This window comes from Vibrio sp. T11.5 (genome assembly GCF_027587155.1).
Lineage (GTDB): Bacteria > Pseudomonadota > Gammaproteobacteria > Enterobacterales > Vibrionaceae > Vibrio > Vibrio neptunius.
In genome coordinates, this window is sequence record NZ_JAPPTP010000003.1 from 98,899 (window position 1) to 115,953 (window position 17,055).

Below are 17,055 nucleotides of genomic sequence, written 5' to 3' on the forward strand. Positions count from 1 at the left end.
CTCTTAGAGGCCTTACTGCGGAATGAAAATAAAAAACACCCTAGTAGCATTAGTTATGGCCACTGCATTTCCTGCTTTCTCAATTGACACACTAGTGACAGAACAAGGGTATAGAATTAATATTTCGGAACAAGATGACGAGTTTGCTCCCTATTTTCTATCAATAACCAATGGAGGTAAGACGACCAAAGTTGATGAATATTCCCATGAAGGCGCAAGACCTATAATCGATTCAATGAAGATAGTTAGCTTAGAAAAGTCTAACAACCTTATCGTTCTCGTATACTGGAATGTTGCAAACCCTGAATTAAGAGGAACGGTTTACAAAACTTACGTTTATACGTTGGAAAATGGCATTCTTTCTATAAACAAAAAAATCACCAATGATCGTAATCTAGAAGGTTTCGAAGGTATATACAACGAAGGTGAAGGTGGCAATGGTCAATATCAACTAAAAGAACTACCACAAGTAGAAGAATATCTACTATCTACGTATTCTCACTCTAGTAAAAAACCAAGCAAGCTATCTATGTGTAATGAAGGTACAGAAGAAGTTTTCTCATGCACTTTAGAAAACAATAAGAAGGTATCTTTATGTGGCATAGGATCTAGTTTTATTTATCGATATGGGGTTCCAAATAATATTGAGCTTGAATATCCAAATGATGGTGAAAAACCTCTGGATTGGCGCTTAATTCAAGGCCATAGCCTGACGCAAGAAGTATTCTTCAACAGAGGAAAATACAATTACACTCTCAGCTATTCAATAGATGTTGTAGATTTGCTTACTGCTGAATTTCTAGATACCTATGCTTTGGACGTGGAGCATAATGGAAAATCCATCTTTTCTAGAACATGTAAAGCAGTTTCCAAACCATTTCCTCCTCATTTTGGTGCGAGCTTTCAATAGTCATGAAAATTAGAAACACCCTAGTAGCATTCGCTATGGCCACTGCATTTCCCGCTTTCTCAATTGCCACATTGGTGACAGAACAAGGGGATAGGATTGATATTTCCGAACAGGATCACGAGTACGCTCCCTACTTTCTGTCCATCACTACCGGAAGTAAGACCACCAAAGTAGACCAATATACTGTTGAAGGAGGACCGCCGATTTTCAACGGTATGGATGAGATATCCTTAAGAAACAACCCGTACCTTTTAGTCCAAATACTCTGGGACGTAAACCACTTCGATATAAAAGGGACTCAATATACTTCTTATCTGTACAAGTTTGAAAATGGGTCACTGATACGTGAAAACAACATATCTCAGGACAACAACTTAGAGGGTTTTTCTGGATACTACTCTGATGGCAGTACAAGCGAGTATAAATACGATACGTTACTAAAGGTCAAAAAATACCTGTTATCTACTTACGAACAATAAAAAAGCGCCCCGTCCTTTCTCTGCTTACACAAACATGCCGGTATCGGATATCTCAGGCATAAAACCGTTATCGGCTTAGCAGGTTGAGGAAGGAGCGCTTAACTCGTTAGATGGGTAGTGGAATCAGCTCCAGCCCCAGCACGCCACTTATACTCATCACCACCAGCAGAGAGACTTTAAACACCGATTTCGACCATTGGACGTAATTGCTGTAGTCAACCTTGCGAAACGTCACCTGCGTCCACATAAAGCACACTGCAGCGGCAACCGCTAGGTATTCATAGCCAGCCTCTCCTAATAGGAATAAAGCCAGTGAGACGGCACCAAAAGCCACAACATAGGCCTTCATATGGCGATGAGCTTTGTTTATACCTTCTTTCACTGGCAAAACTGGAATGCCCGCGTCGCGATAATCTTGCATACGAAACATCGCAATCGCGTACGAGTGCGGCATTTGCCATAAGCAGAACATAGTAAACAGCAGAATGGCTTCAAGGCTGATGTAGTTTGTTACTGCCAGATAGCCGACTAGTGGTGGTACTGCACCGGAAATGCTCCCCACTAAAGTGCCGTACACAGAGGTACGCTTGTACCACATGGTGTAGAAAAACACGTAAAACACGTAGCCCAGTAGTACTACCACTGCCGATAGCGGGTTGGCGAGCTGAAGCAACAAGGCCGTCCCGCCAAGCAGCATTACCAAGGCGTAGACAAAAGCAATATCGATATTGATGTTACCTTTGACCGTTTCACGATTCTGAGTGCGCTTCATCTTTTGGTCGATGTCTCGGTCAAAGATGTTGTTCACAACACAGCCTGAAGCAATCACAAGCCCGACACCAGCGAGTGTCGCCAGTAACAAATGCAGACTGGCGTGCTCTGTTTTTGCGGCGAGGAAAAACCCCGCCGCAACAGATATCAGGTTGCCGAAAATGATGCCCGGTTTGGTAATAGACAAATAACTTTTCAGCATACTCTGGCCTACAGCTTCATATTGACGTTCATGTTGTAGATGATCCACACCGAGCCGGCGATAAGAATCAAGACAACAATAGCAGTAAACATCAGTGACACTAAGTTCCAGCGACCATCGGAAGTTTTCACTTCCATATGTAGGAAGTACTTAAAGTGCACAAAGATTTGTACCAAAGCACAGCCGAACAGAACAACATATGTCATCGTGTCAGGCAGCGATTGCGCCCAAACAAAGTAGAACGGAATCACGGTCAAAATCAGAGATGCAACGAAACCTTTAACGTAATCCGACGCACCCGTTTCCAGATGTTGATCCATTACATAACCCCCAACAGATAAACGATGGTGAAGACACAGATCCAAACAATGTCTAGGAAGTGCCAGAACAGACTCAGGCAGTTAAAGCGCATCGCCATATTGTCGTTTAGGCCTTTCGTCGCCAGTTGGTGATAGCACACCGCCAGCCAAATAAGACCAAACGTCACGTGCAGGCCATGAGTGCCCACTAGCGTGAAGAACGCAGACAAAAATGCGCTCGCCTGTGGGCCGTAGCCCTCAGCAATCAGGTGATGGAACTCGTACACTTCCATGCAGATAAAGCCGAGCCCGAGCAAGAACGTCACTTGCAACCAACGCTTTAAGCCCGCGACATCTTTGCGTTTCATCGCAATCATGCCAAAGCCAAATGTGATACTACTGAACAGCAGCAGCATGGTTTCAACGAACACAAATGGCAGTTCGAAAATATCTTTACCTGTCGGCCCGCTAATCGAGCCGCTTTCTAGTACTGCGTAAGTCGCAAACAGGGTCGCAAACAGTACGCAGTCGCTCATCAGGTAAACCCAGAAACCAAACAGTTTGTTGCCGCTGGTATCGTGGTGATCATGATCGTGAGACGCGATGTTAGCTTGCATACGTCACCTCCAGATCGTCTTTCTTATTATCATCTTGCACAGGTTTTTTATTCGCTTCTTCAAACTGAGCACGGCGCTCCGCTTCAATCGCTTTTATCTCTTCGACTTCAACGTAGTAGTCCACGTCATCGTTGTAGCTATGTTGAATACAGGTCACGATGATGCCGACGAAACTCGCAGCTGCCAGCCACCAGATGTACCAAATCATCGCAAAGCCAAATACTAGCGCCCATGCAGACACATAAATACCTGTTGGCGTGTTTTTCGGCATATGGATGCGTTCGTATTCCACTTCTTTGGTTGGGTCGAACTCACCGCTCTGCTTCTGATACCAGAATGCGTCTAGCTCGTCGCCTTTTGGCAAATGCGCAAAGTTATAGAATGGCGGAGGTGAAGACGTCGCCCATTCAAAGGTACGGCCACCCCATGGGTCACCGGTCAGATCACGATTCTGTTCGCGATCACGGATACTGACGTAAATTTGAATGAACTGGCATACCACACCCATCGCAATCACAGCAGTACCTGCCGCCGCAACCGCCAATAGAGGGAAATACTCTGGGTTAATGTCTTGGCTCAAACGACGAGTCATACCCATAAAGCCCAATGCGTACAATGGAAGGAAAGCCATCAGGAAGCCGACAATCCAAAGATAGAATGCCCGCTTACCCCACGCTTCGTTCATCGTGAAACCCGTCGCTTTAGGGAACCAGTAAGTGATTGCCGCAAAACAACCAAACACCACACCACCGATGATGACGTTATGGAAGTGCGCGATCAGGAATACTGAGTTGTGAAGAACAAAGTCAGCACCCGGAACTGCCATCAATACGCCTGTCATACCACCGACAGTAAAGGTGATCAGGAAGCCCACCGTCCACATCATTGGTGTAGTAAAGCGGATGCGGCCTTTATACATGGTGAACAACCAGTTGAAAATCTTCACCCCAGTTGGGATGGAAATGATCATGGTTGCGATACCGAAGAAGGCGTTAACGTTCGCACCCGATCCCATAGTGAAGAAGTGGTGCAGCCATACGACAAACGCCAGAATAGTAATCACTACCGTTGCCCACACCAATGAAGTGTAACCAAACAATTTCTTGCGAGAGAAGGTTGCGGTCACTTCCGAGAACACACCAAAAATTGGCAGGATCAGGATGTACACCTCAGGGTGACCCCATGCCCAAATCAAGTTGACGTACATCATCACGTTGCCGCCAAGATCATTGGTGAAGAAATGGAATCCGAGGTATCGATCCAGTGTCAGCAAAGCAATCGTGACTGTTAGGATTGGGAACGAGATGATGATAAGGATGTTGGCACATAGAGACGCCCAAGTGAACACTGGCATCTTCATCATTGGCATAGACGGAGTACGCATACGCAAGATGGTGGCGAAGAAGTTCACCCCTGTCAGCGTGGTACCAACACCAGATATCTGCAAGGCCCATATCCAATAATCGACCCCAACTCCTGGGCTAGCATCTATCCCCGACAGAGGCGGATACGCTAACCAGCCAGTACGACCAAATTCACCTAAACCAAGCGACATATTGGTCAGAATCACACCAACAATAAACAACCAGAAACTGAGGTTGTTCAAATAGGGGAAGGCGACATCACGAGCACCAATCTGCAATGGAACAATGATGTTCATCAGGCCGATAACCAGAGGCATCGCGACGAAGAAAATCATGATCACACCGTGCGCGGTGAAAATCTGGTCATAGTGATGAGGCGGTAGGTAACCCGCTTCTCCTGCAGAAGATAGTAACTGCTGACTGCGCATCATCACCGCATCGGCAAATCCGCGTATCAGCATTACCATCGCAACTGCGATGTACATAAAGCCAAGCTTTTTGTGGTCTACTGACGTAAACCATTCGTTCCACAGGTACTGCCATTTCCCTGCTTTGGTCACCGCGCCAACCACTGCCAAGCCAACCAGAGCAACAATCGCTAAGGTGATGACAATGATGGGTTCGTGGTATGGAATTGAATCGAGAGTTAATCTTCCAAACATTACGATTGTCCTTGGTTTTCAGGCAAACAGTTCATTGAACCAGGATGCTGGGTCACGACATCAGTAAACAAAAACGGCGGAACACTGGAGAACAGCGTCACTGGCTCAGCGACACTTGGCGCTGCCAGAGAGCGGAATTGCTCCCAGTCTTCGATGCGATCTGGGCTGGCTTTGACCTTCTGCACCCAGTTCAGGAATGCGGCGCGATCAGGCATAGCCGACGCAGTAAACTTCATCTGCGAGAAACCTTCGCCGCTATAGTTAGAAGCAAAACCTTTGTAATCGCCTTCATGGTTAGCAATCAGGTTGAGCTTGGTCACCATGCCCGGCATCGCGTAGATCTGTGTCCCGAGGCGTGGGATAAAGAACGCGTTCATAATGTTGTCTGACGTCAGTTTGAAATTGACTGGCACATCTTTTGGAAACGCAACATAGTTAACCGTTGCAATGTGTTCTTCTGGATAGATGAACAACCATTTCCAGTCGAGTGACACCACTTCAATCGTCATGGGTTTCACATCACTTACCAGAGGCTTAGAAGGCTCCAGTTCATGCGTTGAACGCCATGTAATGGTGGCAAGAATCCCGATGATGATGATCGGAATCGTCCATACCACCACTTCGATCTTGGTCGAATGAGCCCATTCGGGCGCATACTCTTCGTCGGTGTTGGTCGCTCGGTATCGGTAGGCGAAGTAAATCGTCATCAGAATCACGGGGATCACAACGATCAACATCAGCAACAGAGCAGTAATAATCAGCTCTTTTTCCTGGACACCAATAGCCCCTTTCGGGTCAAGCAAAGCAGAATTGCATCCTGAGAGCAGCAGAATGGCGATCACCAAACTTGCCCTCGACAAGATGCGTTTATATCTTGAGGCTTCCATTAACTTTCTCGATGTTTGTCCGGTTGCAGGGCAATGCCTGAAGGCCGGTTGTTATAGTCATTAGAATGTTTATGTGTTGAGCATGTGCAACATCGAAAATCAAAGTGCCAGATCATCAACAGATACCCTGTAAAAAACCACGCTATTAACGTGGTTTAATTGTTACACTTTGAAATACAATGTTACATTCTGGGCATTATGCTTAGATCGACAATCAAGCTCATCTGTCGAACTTGGAAACTAACCTTTCATTTATGAAATTGAACCGTGAGTTTGCAGCGGATTACCTTCCACAACACCAATCACGTGCCACAGAAGAAAGCCCTGAAAAGTAAGGGATAGGTATAGGTTTGTCACTCAGAGAAATGTAGGTTGATTGAATGGCCTCCACCACCTCAATCAGCGCGATCTAAAAGCCTCAAAATGTGATCAAAGTCAAACAATGGAGATCACGTATTTTTTCAATGGTATTCATAGATAAAACAATTAATCGAACGGATTATTCCGTAGAGAAATAACTTTGACCCAACTGAAAGGCCAAACGAAATGAGTTCAGGTATTGAAGAGATAGCAAGCCCCTGCGTTTAGGCAAAGCTGACGGGGAAATTCACAGACAATACGCCAGTTAAACCGCCTACCCTAACGCGGCGACTGAAAACAAAAAAGCCTCAGCAGTTGCTGAGGCTTTAGCAGGCAAAATGTTACTTGATCCCATACTTGGCGAGAATCTTATCGAACGTACCGTTAGACTTAATTTCCGCTAAACCCTTATTGAACGCATCGATAATCTCTGCATGTTTGGGATTGGCTAAACCTGACGTGACATGCAATGGGTTGACCGAAAGCGCATTGCTGGTGAACTCAAAATCATCGAGGTTCATACCCGCTCCAGACAAGGTGGACTTAGCCACTAGCTCATCTTCCAAGGTCAAATCGATCCGCTTCGCCATAAGTTTTTTTGCGTTGGAGACTAAATCATTCGCTTCCGGTTTCTTGAAGTTAGAAGCGCCAAGAAAATCATCGCCATAACCGTAATTACGAATGATACCGACCGTTTTACCCGACAAGCTATCCATACCATTGTATTCGAAGTCATCGCCTTTACGTTTAATGAACTTCAGCGAGTTCTCCAAATAGGGAGCGCTATAATGCAGATAAGACGTCCTTTCGTTGGTAAACCACGTCGCGACTAACACATCTATACGTCCGCCTTTCACTTCATTGAGTGCACGCGTCCAAGGCATGATCTTAAAATCAACATCATGACCTTGAGATTTGAAAGCTTCAGTAATAATTTCAACTGACACCCCAGGGCTGGCGCTATCTTTCTGCACAAAAGGCGCCCAAGGGTCCTGCGCTGCGGTAATCGTTGCCGTGTAGCCAGTTATTGAAAATAGGGCTGTAAACGCCAGTAAAAGCAAATTTCTCATAACAAATCCTCTTTGAAACAACTTATGTGCGGAATTTCGCCATATGGCTGGCGATACTCTGACTTAAGCCCAGAACTTCTTCTGTTCTTTGTGCATTTTGGGTCGCGCCAGAAGACACTTCATTGGTCGCTTCCGATGCTTCAACAATCGCTTGGCTGATTTCCTCTACAGCCATTCTTTGTTCATCGGTTGCCTGAGAAATCTGTCCACTGCGGTCCGAGATAATTGTGATTAAACTCTGTACTTCACCAACCGAGCTTTGAGAATCGCTCACCCGTGAAGCGGTAGACTCAAGCAAGGTCGCAATCCGGGTCAGTTCATCTTCAACCGATTTGGTTGCGACGCCTAACGCGGTAATGTTTTTTTGAATCTGCTCGGTAGACTGGCTGGTTTTCACTGCCAAGTTACGCACCTCATCCGCCACCACTGCAAATCCTCGTCCCTGCTCGCCAGCACGAGCCGCTTCTATGGCCGCATTCAGCGCCAGCAGGTTGGTTTGCTCAGAGATATCGTTGATCACGTTCAATACTGTTGTGATCTTGTCGCCTTCTTCAATCAATATGTGCATCTCAGCATTCACATGGTTCATTTCCTCACGCATATTGATGATGTCATTGGCTGAGCTTTCGATCGCTTCATTAACACTGGCGGCTAAACCTGTGGCGGCCTGTGCTTGATCGGCAGTTTCTGACGCCGTGTCAGCAACCGTAGCGACTGATTGGTTGAGCTCAGTGGCCGCGGCAGCAACAGTAGCAAGTTGATGTTCTTGAGATTTCAGCTTTTCGGCATTGTCTCGCGCCGTTGCACCATTCGCTGATGCCTTCTCTCCCAGAGCTTCTGAGGATTGATTAACATCTTGAACGATAACTCTTAAAGACTCAGTAAAACTATTGATGCCGTTGGTAATAGCGTCGAATTCTCGATATTTAGCCGGAGCAAGTTTATTGGTTAGGTCTCCGTCCCCTGACGCTAAATCCTTGATCACCTCCGTTAATTGGGAGATTGGCCTTAATACCGTAATCGAAAGCACAATTATAATGACGATAGAGATAATGATATCGAGAACAATTAACTCAATGATATTAGTTTGCAAAGAGTCCGCCAATTTGGCATCCATGGCGTGGGTATCGTAATAGACGGTGACTTCGCCGACGCTATTCTCTTCACCGTAATCGACAAACGTTAGAGGCGTCGTTTGGCTGTTTTCATCGGTGTAGGCCTGCTTGTCGGTCACGTCAATCAGTTGTTTATCCTCGCCTTCTCCCGTCTGGGTGAGAAACAACAGCTCACTGCCTTGCGCATCAATGAGTTTGATCGCAGATATCTCGGGCAGATCCAATTCTGCCGACATCGCCACTTTTGCCGTATCTAAATCAAAATCCCACACCGCTTTTGGTAAACTGATTGACATCCGTTGGCTAGTGTTTTGCACATTAATCACTAGCTCTTGATGCAAGTTACCTTTGAAATTTTGATATTTAATAAATGCTGAGACCAGCAATACCAGCGTCAAAGCGACAATAACTTGGACTAAAAATACTACCTTTAACCTTTTCAAAACTTGCCCCTTATGATTTTCGGCAGTTAATAAAAAAGTAGTAAGTGATTAATCAATTATCAAATTAAACTTTAAATGAGACACGAGTCACATTATTTCACATTTAAAGGTTGTCGTTCTGTATGAATTGAATATTAGAACACAAGAACTGACAAGCCTGATTATGCCTAGACTCACTTGTCAATGATCAGTTTGTCTAGATGAATAGCTACTGACTTCAATCAGGTTGCTATCAGGGTCAAGAATTAAACCGAGGCTTGAATATCTGAGACAGTAAGGACAATGTGGTCAATATGGCTAATCATCTAACCTCCTTATCTAATCCTACCCTGACTGAATACAATCACTGAGCTATACCAATGAACGGTAGACACAAACCTTACGTTGTTCACCGTGTATCTCAACCATCCGGTCTTCGCGGTACTCAATCCCCAGTTTTTCAATCACAGATTTTGAACGCTGGTTACACACTAAATGCTGAACTTCAATCTCGACCAGATTCAGGTGCTGTTTGGCATACTCAATTAAGGCTTGGGAGGCTTCAAACGCAATGCCTTTGCCCCAATAGGGTGTGCCTAACCAATAACCCAGAATGCCAACACCTTGTCTGAGTGTTGGAAGGCTGACAGCACCGATGATGTCATCACACCCTTTGATAGTGATGGCAAAAACCACGGCCGTTTGCTCGGCAAAATGATGACAATGGGTCTTGATCCATTCCACTGCCATATTCGATTCGTAAGGGTGAGGAATATTCGCCGTCATCTCAGCGATGACTTTTTCTCCCGCTAATAGCGCAACCCTCTCGCTGTCTGATAAACGAAAGGGTCTTAGTACTAATCTGTGTGTTTCTATATTAGGTTGCATTACATACCTTGGTTTACAGTGTAAAAATGGCCAGTGTGAAGTTATTGATCACCAAGCCCTACTTGAGTGTTAAGAGTCATAGTGAGCTCAGAAATAGACTCTTGATCAATTCGATAATAATCCGTCATTTCGCCAACAATTTGAAAGCCATGTTTGAGATAAAGATTTTTGGCGGCAAGATTGACTGATAGCACATTTAAATCAAGCCAGATGATCTGCTCGTGGTGCTGACAAAACTCGAGCACAGATTGGATTAACCGACTGCCGAGTCCCATTTTTCGGCACTCTTTCTCTACGCCCATCCCGAGCCTAACCCGATGGGAGCAATACGCTTCCATATAACGTCGAAGGTCAATGTGGCCGCAAATCTTCCCCTGTGCGTCCTTCGCGAGCCACAGTGGCCTCCACCCAATATCTGAAAACTCAGCACCCACTCCGTCGATAAACTTCTGCTGTGTTTGAGTCGGAATAGTCGTGTTATTACGAGATAAAGGTTGAAAAAGTGGCGTTCCATTGACACCGTTTTCTCTAAGTTGACGTTCAAGGTAAGTAAAAAAATCAGGCAAGTCAGCCGTTTCAGCCTGAACAATAGATATCTGCATCTGGGTATTTTTCGCAAGTAAATCGGTTATAGCTTCAGTTTGAAGCCCTCTTGGCTGGGTATAAAACCCAGTTTTTGCTTATTTCTCTAGCTCTCTATTCCTCTAGTTCTTTCGCAATGCGTTCTATCCTCACTAACTCCCAAAGCGACACACTGGTGACCAGTTCGATCAAATCATCTTCCTCTCAACATGAATTAACAGACGAGCTAAGGATAAGCGACAGTATCAGACGCTATGCAACAACACGAGTTCGTTGAGTTAAAAACGTGCCTCAGGTAGGAAGTCTTATCAATAAACACGGGCCCGCAAGTTGCGCGGCAACAGCAGAAGGTGCTTAAAGGAAGAACCAAACGGAGTCGTTGCGAGCAGTGAGCATACCAAATGAGACAATACAGCCGATGTTGTAACCAGCAGGGCTTTTGCTGTATCTCGAGTGCTGAATAAAAAAGCCATTTCTTCGCAGAAATGGCTTTAGGCTACCTCACCAACCCGCTCTGGGTTAGTTTGGGTCGTCCAACGATTTTTCTAGTGGTTTAGGCGCTAGTACTAGGGTGGGTTGCTTCTCAATCCAATCCCTAACCCACTGCTTACGCTTGTCTTGATCGTATTTCTTCCATATTTCTGCCGCCGATTTATCGACGCCATCACTGCAAGATTCTTTGCTGACTAACCACGGCATGTCGCCAAAATAGTGTTCATCGGCCGTCCCGATCTCGGCAAGAGAAGGAACACAAATCACCAAATCACGGTGTTTATCGTAATCTTCGCCTCCTACTAAACCGACCTGTTTAAGGTGAGCCACCGACAGCTCAGGAGAACCACTATTATAGATAGAGTTGCTCGGTTGAATCACTTGACCAAACGGCCTTAAGCCCTTGAGATTAAGCCCAGTGGGAGAAACATACCCAAGCTCGAAACGCATGCAATACACCACATAGTCTTTACCCCGAGACAAATCATTCTCTGCCTTTAAGCGCTTAATAGCTTGATCTAAAAACCCTTGCAGAGAAGGCATCTCGTTAAGGCTATCTACTTCGGCTGAGGCGCTAAATGACCACTGACCCGCATGGTGTGTAAACCCTCCAACATGATGCATCTTGGTAAAATAGATCGGCCCTTTCACCTTCTCATCATAACCATCGAGCTCCAATTGCATACACATATTCACCGATTTCCAATCCATCTCGAGGCGTTGGTAGGTGTCTTTTTCATGGTTTTCACCCAACAGCAGCATGTAGATTGAGGCTGGATCTTCTTTACCTCGATTTCCCCACCTGAATCCATCACGCATAATATTGTCGGCGGATTGATACCACTTAGGCTCATTGAAAAAGTTCAACCCAGAGACTTGGGTTTCGATAGCCACCACTTGCTGTTTAATGCCATGAAGCACAGGGATAGTATTTTTGCTGCCTTCCTCGCTGCGCAGAGTAAAACTTTCTAGCAGTAAATCCCTTTCAAGTAGCTTGAGGTGCTTGTCACCGACACGGGTTTGCAGCAAGACAGATTTTTTCTCTGTGGTGAGCACCCCCACCTGAATTTCGTTTTCTTCATTGTTCGCTTCGCCTTGCTCAAAAACCAGAGGAAGATAAAACGCACTCTTGCCATCTTTTTGTCTGATTGCCATAGAGTAACGCATATTTCTGAAGCCACCCGCCCCCACATAGCGGGTAAAGGAATCGGAATCACCGTAGTTAAACGCGGCGTGAGGACCAGAGGTCAGGGGCCCAAGCAGCGTATCGGTCAACAACAATCGCGCTTTTGATGTGATGGGTTTGAGCCCATCAAGCATCACTTCACCAAAGCGATAACAAGGCGTATGCTCTATCGCAATAAGCACTCCGTCATCATCCAACTGGTGATCACGATAATAGCGTTTAATATCATCATTCAGCTCAAAGTCACTGGCCTTCATCGGCAACATCCAATCACTGAATGCAGGGCCCTGAATATTGTAGCCGTCGACCCTATCGTAACCTATGGTCACCATACACGGTGTATCGTATTCCGATTTGAGTATTATCTGCACTTTGACTTTGTCGTATGGGCCAATATGCGCATGCTCGGCTTGTTGAATCCAATCCCGATAGGTTAACCACGCAGGCTTATCTTGTGGTGTTTGGGCCGCCGATTGAATCAATACTCGACAGTAACCGATAGCCTCTTGCTTCAATTCATACACTTGCGGGTTAAACGACTGAGAAAAGTGTTTAAACAAAGACTCTTCAGCATGGTCGTAGAGGGTGGTTTGCACCGGGAACACACGGTTGAAAGCACCCGAGGCTTTTGAATCACTGGCTAGGGGGCTATAACTGTAGGGGTGAAAACCCGCTAAAGCGTCGCTTCGCCTTGGCAGTGGCATACCTCTACTGCCATTGGGCATATTCTTAAGCAGCTTATCATAGTACTCATCGTCACAACGATTTTTCCAGTCGGCCGCTAAGGTGGTGCCCTTGATGGTGTTCACAGACCAATTGTCGCTAAGTATATAGTGCTCGATGTATTGCTGAACTTGGTATCGTTCAACCAAGTTTTCAAAGCTTTCGTCAGAACGGTGCTTCGCTTTCACCCCGAGATCGGCCAAGAGTAATATCAAGCCGTTCATCGCCAATGCTCTGAGTTGGTAGCGTTTTAACAACTCTTTCTGTGCCTTCTCACTATCAAGGTAGGCAACCAACTCTTTATAAGTGTGACAGGTGAACTCTAGGTCAATATTGGTATTGCGCAGCTTTGCCAACAACTCCATATGAATCTTAGACAAACGCTCTAACTCTCGAACCACATCGTGCTTTTGGTTGAGATCGGTAAAGAAGGAATCTAAAAAGGCATTGTCGATGAACTTAATCGCCGAGGTCAGTGCCTTATTGGCTTCTGTAATTAGCAAAACACCTCGCGCGACGGGAGCAATAACGGGAAGGTAAGAAGCGACATCAACAACCCCTTCAAAGATTGCCTTGCGCAACTCAACTTCGGCTTTGTCTTCGTCCGTCATGGCGCTTTCCACCGCCAACCGAGAGCGCTCCATCGCTTGTGAACCATATCGGCTCGGGTGAAACACCACATCCAATGATGACATATAGATGCGAATCTCTACGCGACGGTTTTGGCGCAGATTAGGGTTATTGCGATCGATGCTTTCGCCTTTTTTCGGGATATAGATCGGCTCACTTTCACCAAACACAGCCAGAGAGATCCTATCTTTAAACACATCGGATTTCTCCAGTAGCTGCTTGGCATAATTAGCCCGCTCCGCCGCGACCTTCATATTGGCTTCTTCGCTGTCGACCTGACAGGCGTGGCCTTCAATTTCAACCCTTAAGTTAGATTCACTTTCCAGCACCTCAGCCAAGGCGCTGGCGAGCTCAACAAACACCGGCTCATTGTGTTCAAGCTCACTTTTTCGGGAGTTAAAACTAAACTCAATTTTAATCCCTGCACCACGACGGTTATTGACCATGGTCGCGGCAATGTCACTGTTGCCCGCTCTGACTTTTTCCAGCGCTTGCTCGATCTTTTGTTGCTGATAGTCGCGGCTGGTGTTCCAAACCGGGATCTTGTCCAAATAGTCATAAGCGACTTCGCCTATGTCTTGCTTGGTCTCTTTGGCCTTTTGCGCCATTTCAACAACCGTTTTGCCCTTGGTGTACAGATCAGCAACGCTGCCGATGGTCCCTATCACGTTAAGGCCTAATGTGGCTCCGCCACTCAACCAAGCCTCTACGACTCGACCAGCGACCACGCGTCGTGCACCCAGCCGAGATTCAATCGCCGACGATAAGCCTTGTGCCAAGGCGGTTTGTTGATCAAACACCTTAGCGGTAAACAGGGCTTTCAAACCCACATTGGCAGTGGCGGGGTTTTGCAAACTGCGTAAGTTATCTAACGCCTCTTTGGTACTGTAGACACCATAATAGAGCTCACCAGCCGCTTGCATTGCATCGGGCAGCTCCGATTTGACCGCGTCCCAATACAGCTTGGAGACATTGTTCAGTACCGCTTGTCTTCCGTCCTCGCCTAAGGTTTGTTGCAAACTGCCGCTCATTAACCCCGCGCCGAGCTCCACCGATGCATCGCGGATGTCTTTAAGCAGGGCGATGCTGCGCGCCGCAGGGGTCGTGGCCGCTTGGCCTTGGGCGTTACCCGTTAGGTAGTGCTTCATATGGGTAAAGTACTGCGGGTACTGATACATCAGCGACTCTTCAAGAGAGATCATATCACCGCTCACAATAGCAAACTGACCTAGAGGGGTTTGGGAAGAAAAGGTGATTTTTTCACGCAGTTCATAAGTGTAAATAGTATCAGCACCGTCTTGATAACTTTCTATATTTGCCCGTTTAATAAAATCGGGAATCTCTTTCATTAGATTAGGGTTGAATTCTATCCTAATGCTGTATAGCCCTTCTTCAAACTCAGCCGGGTCTAGATGAAATAGTGCGCATGGGTATTGCTTAGCATCCTCAGCCAGTTCATTTTTCGGCAGCGCCGCTTGAACACTCGGACCGATTGGCACATATTCCCCCACTTCGGTGCCCGCTTGTTTGGTAACCTGAAACTTATACAGGCTGACGCGAGCACCGGCGTAGCCTTTATCTGAAAACACCACCGCGCAACTGGCAACTACCGGTAAAACAAACCCTTCAAGCGGCTGCTTGGCAGCGCTTACTGTTTGGTGCCAGGCATTGTAGGCTTGCTGATCGGCCGTTAGTTGGCCGCTGGCATCGCGGCTATAGGGCGGTGCAAGCTGAGCTGGGCTAATCGCGGTTAGGGTCAGTTCGGCCTCACTGTTACCTAACGCATTGCCCAGCTGAGTGATTTTGGCACTAAGCTCTTTGGCGCTTAAATCTGCCAGTGAAGCAAGCAGTGGCAGCGGCGGAAAGCGAAAGCGATATTGGCGTTGTTCGCTCTTAGCGATCGGGGAACCTAGCACATGAATCGGTGATTCGGGTTTGAGCGCTTCATATACCCCGTGCTCATCGGGCTGACCATTGTTAATTTGGCTGAGTTTAAAGTCATGCCGGGTGGCCCAAAGCTCGGGCTTATCACTATCGGTGACATTTAATAGCGGCACCCGAGCCAGCGGGCGCACATTGGTGATCTCTTGGTTCTCGATTAAGCTGGTTTCAGCATGCCAGGTTGGGTATGTTGTTTTGTTAGTTTTCTGATCCAGCTTTCCTTTAAAATAGACACCAAATAGATAGTAATTGGCTGGCAATGGGATGGCTTTATCGACTGGAGAAGTGCTCATAATGTCTCTCCTTTAATAAAATCGCCATTATTGGCAAAAGCGTTATACAGAGAAGACCCTTGAGATAGGTGGCCTGTACCTATTTGCTTCCATTTCTGATAGGTAACCAGTTTTTTATCTGGAGAAAGTTTACTTAAAAGAACTCTGGCAGCCCCATCTCGGATATAGTTAGCATCTTTACCCAGTATCTCGAAATAGCGGAGTTCTCCCATCGCTCGAGGGATAATTTCTTCCGATTGAAACGTTTGATTTTTCACATCAATTAAAAAACGGTATTTTCGGCTTTCACCCCAGACATAGTTTCCGTTAGGACTAATACTTCTTTTATGAAACTCATAATCTTGAAGATTATCCTCGTCTGCGTTAACTCCAACACCAAATAGAAATTGGTCTTTGGCCTCATCATAGACAGCTACACCAAAATCATTAGCCACCACACGTCGACCATTATAAATCGTCGCGTACTCATTAAACTCGGTATCGACTTGCTGCTTTTCACCGCTGCTTAAAGTGTATTTCCAGTCTTTAAATTTATCGACATAGTAGAGGTAACTGCTGTCTTCGGCCCATAAAAACTCCGGATAGCCCCGTGAGCGGCCCAGCTCAATATAGTCGCCAGTTTGCAAATCTTTAATCACCTTAAACATGCCCTCTTCGGCTGAATAAGCCAGCGCAAGATAGCGATTATTCGGTGACATTCGCACCAAGCGAACCTTGCCATTAAATTCATCGGCAACCAAACGCAGATCGGTGCCATCGGTTTTTATGCTCCATACTTTATCGCGTTGCTCATTAAAATCATCAGAAGAGTAAGTACCATTATCCCAGTAGAACACCACTCGCGGTAGATCGTACGAGTCTTGGTTGTTGAGATCTTCTCGGGGCCACTCTTTGGCCTTAAAAACAAAGTACTTAGGTTTCCCTGTATCTGGATCGTAAGTTACGTAGTTATGCTCTGTTATATACACCCGACCATCGTCCCATTGCTGGGCATTTTTGGCCGCGATCCGCTCTTCAACCGTTAGCGGTGGCGCAGCAACAGACTGCGGGGTTTGTGGTGGTTCGACGCTGGCCGTTGGCTTGGGCTGCGTTTCTTGCCACTTGCATCCTGCCAGTAAAACCAACCCCAGCAAGGGTAAGATTGAATGCGCTTTCATCATCG

General features: G+C 46.3%; 13 protein-coding genes. 2 read left to right on the forward strand and 11 right to left on the reverse strand.

All coding sequences use genetic code 11. The features are described from left to right. The first annotated feature begins 22 nt into the window (after positions 1-22). A complete protein-coding gene (locus tag OH455_RS05010; RefSeq protein ID WP_269980569.1) occupies positions 23-910 on the forward strand; it encodes a hypothetical protein in 888 nt (295 codons plus the stop codon). 2 nt (positions 911-912) lie between these two features. Next, entirely contained in the window at positions 913-1,389 is a 477-nt protein-coding gene (locus OH455_RS05015) for a hypothetical protein (protein ID WP_269980570.1), read from the forward strand. A gap of 106 nt (positions 1,390-1,495) precedes the next feature. Here the strand turns inward: OH455_RS05015 and cyoE are convergent, their stop codons facing one another. The 11 genes from cyoE to OH455_RS05070 all read right to left on the reverse strand — a co-directional run bounded on the left by cyoE (position 1,496) and on the right by OH455_RS05070 (position 17,050). Further along, positions 1,496-2,362 carry a heme o synthase gene (cyoE, locus tag OH455_RS05020; protein WP_269980571.1) on the reverse strand — a complete coding sequence of 289 codons (867 nt, stop codon included), beginning with the start codon at positions 2,360-2,362 and terminating at the stop codon, positions 1,496-1,498. A gap of 8 nt (positions 2,363-2,370) precedes the next feature. Beyond that, positions 2,371-2,682, reverse strand: coding sequence for a cytochrome o ubiquinol oxidase subunit IV (gene cyoD, locus OH455_RS05025; RefSeq protein ID WP_269980572.1), 312 nt, complete (start codon positions 2,680-2,682; stop codon positions 2,371-2,373). Beyond that, the gene (cyoC, locus tag OH455_RS05030; RefSeq protein ID WP_269980573.1) at positions 2,682-3,278 is read right to left on the reverse strand and encodes a cytochrome o ubiquinol oxidase subunit III; all 597 of its coding nucleotides are present in this window, start codon (positions 3,276-3,278) and stop codon (positions 2,682-2,684) included. Before cyoC ends, cyoD begins: the two co-directional genes overlap by 1 nt. Continuing rightward, complete coding sequence (gene cyoB, locus OH455_RS05035; protein WP_045974000.1) at positions 3,268-5,304, reverse strand: cytochrome o ubiquinol oxidase subunit I; 2,037 nt, start codon at positions 5,302-5,304, stop codon at positions 3,268-3,270. The genes cyoC and cyoB overlap by 11 nt, the downstream gene beginning before the upstream one ends. Then, positions 5,304-6,191 carry a ubiquinol oxidase subunit II gene (gene cyoA / locus OH455_RS05040; RefSeq protein ID WP_084720174.1) on the reverse strand — a complete coding sequence of 296 codons (888 nt, stop codon included), beginning with the start codon at positions 6,189-6,191 and terminating at the stop codon, positions 5,304-5,306. The genes cyoB and cyoA overlap by 1 nt, the downstream gene beginning before the upstream one ends. Positions 6,192-6,892: 701 nt before the next feature. Then, complete coding sequence (locus OH455_RS05045) at positions 6,893-7,621, reverse strand: transporter substrate-binding domain-containing protein (RefSeq protein WP_269980574.1); 729 nt, start codon at positions 7,619-7,621, stop codon at positions 6,893-6,895. A gap of 22 nt (positions 7,622-7,643) precedes the next feature. Then, positions 7,644-9,179: a methyl-accepting chemotaxis protein gene (locus tag OH455_RS05050; protein ID WP_269980575.1), complete on the reverse strand. Its 1,536-nt coding sequence runs from the start codon at positions 9,177-9,179 to the stop codon at positions 7,644-7,646. Positions 9,180-9,530: 351 nt separating this feature from the next. Further along, positions 9,531-10,046, reverse strand: coding sequence for a GNAT family N-acetyltransferase (locus OH455_RS05055; RefSeq protein WP_084720173.1), 516 nt, complete (start codon positions 10,044-10,046; stop codon positions 9,531-9,533). A 41-nt stretch (positions 10,047-10,087) separates the two neighbouring features. After that, positions 10,088-10,642, reverse strand: a complete 555-nt coding sequence (locus tag OH455_RS05060) for a GNAT family N-acetyltransferase (protein WP_269980691.1) — start codon at positions 10,640-10,642, stop codon at positions 10,088-10,090. 505 nt (positions 10,643-11,147) lie between these two features. Further along, positions 11,148-15,893: an OmpA family protein gene (locus OH455_RS05065; RefSeq protein WP_269980576.1), complete on the reverse strand. Its 4,746-nt coding sequence runs from the start codon at positions 15,891-15,893 to the stop codon at positions 11,148-11,150. Continuing rightward, positions 15,890-17,050, reverse strand: coding sequence for a Tricorn protease domain-containing protein (locus OH455_RS05070; RefSeq protein ID WP_269980577.1), 1,161 nt, complete (start codon positions 17,048-17,050; stop codon positions 15,890-15,892). The genes OH455_RS05065 and OH455_RS05070 overlap by 4 nt, the downstream gene beginning before the upstream one ends. Between the last annotated feature and the right edge of the window lie 5 nt (positions 17,051-17,055).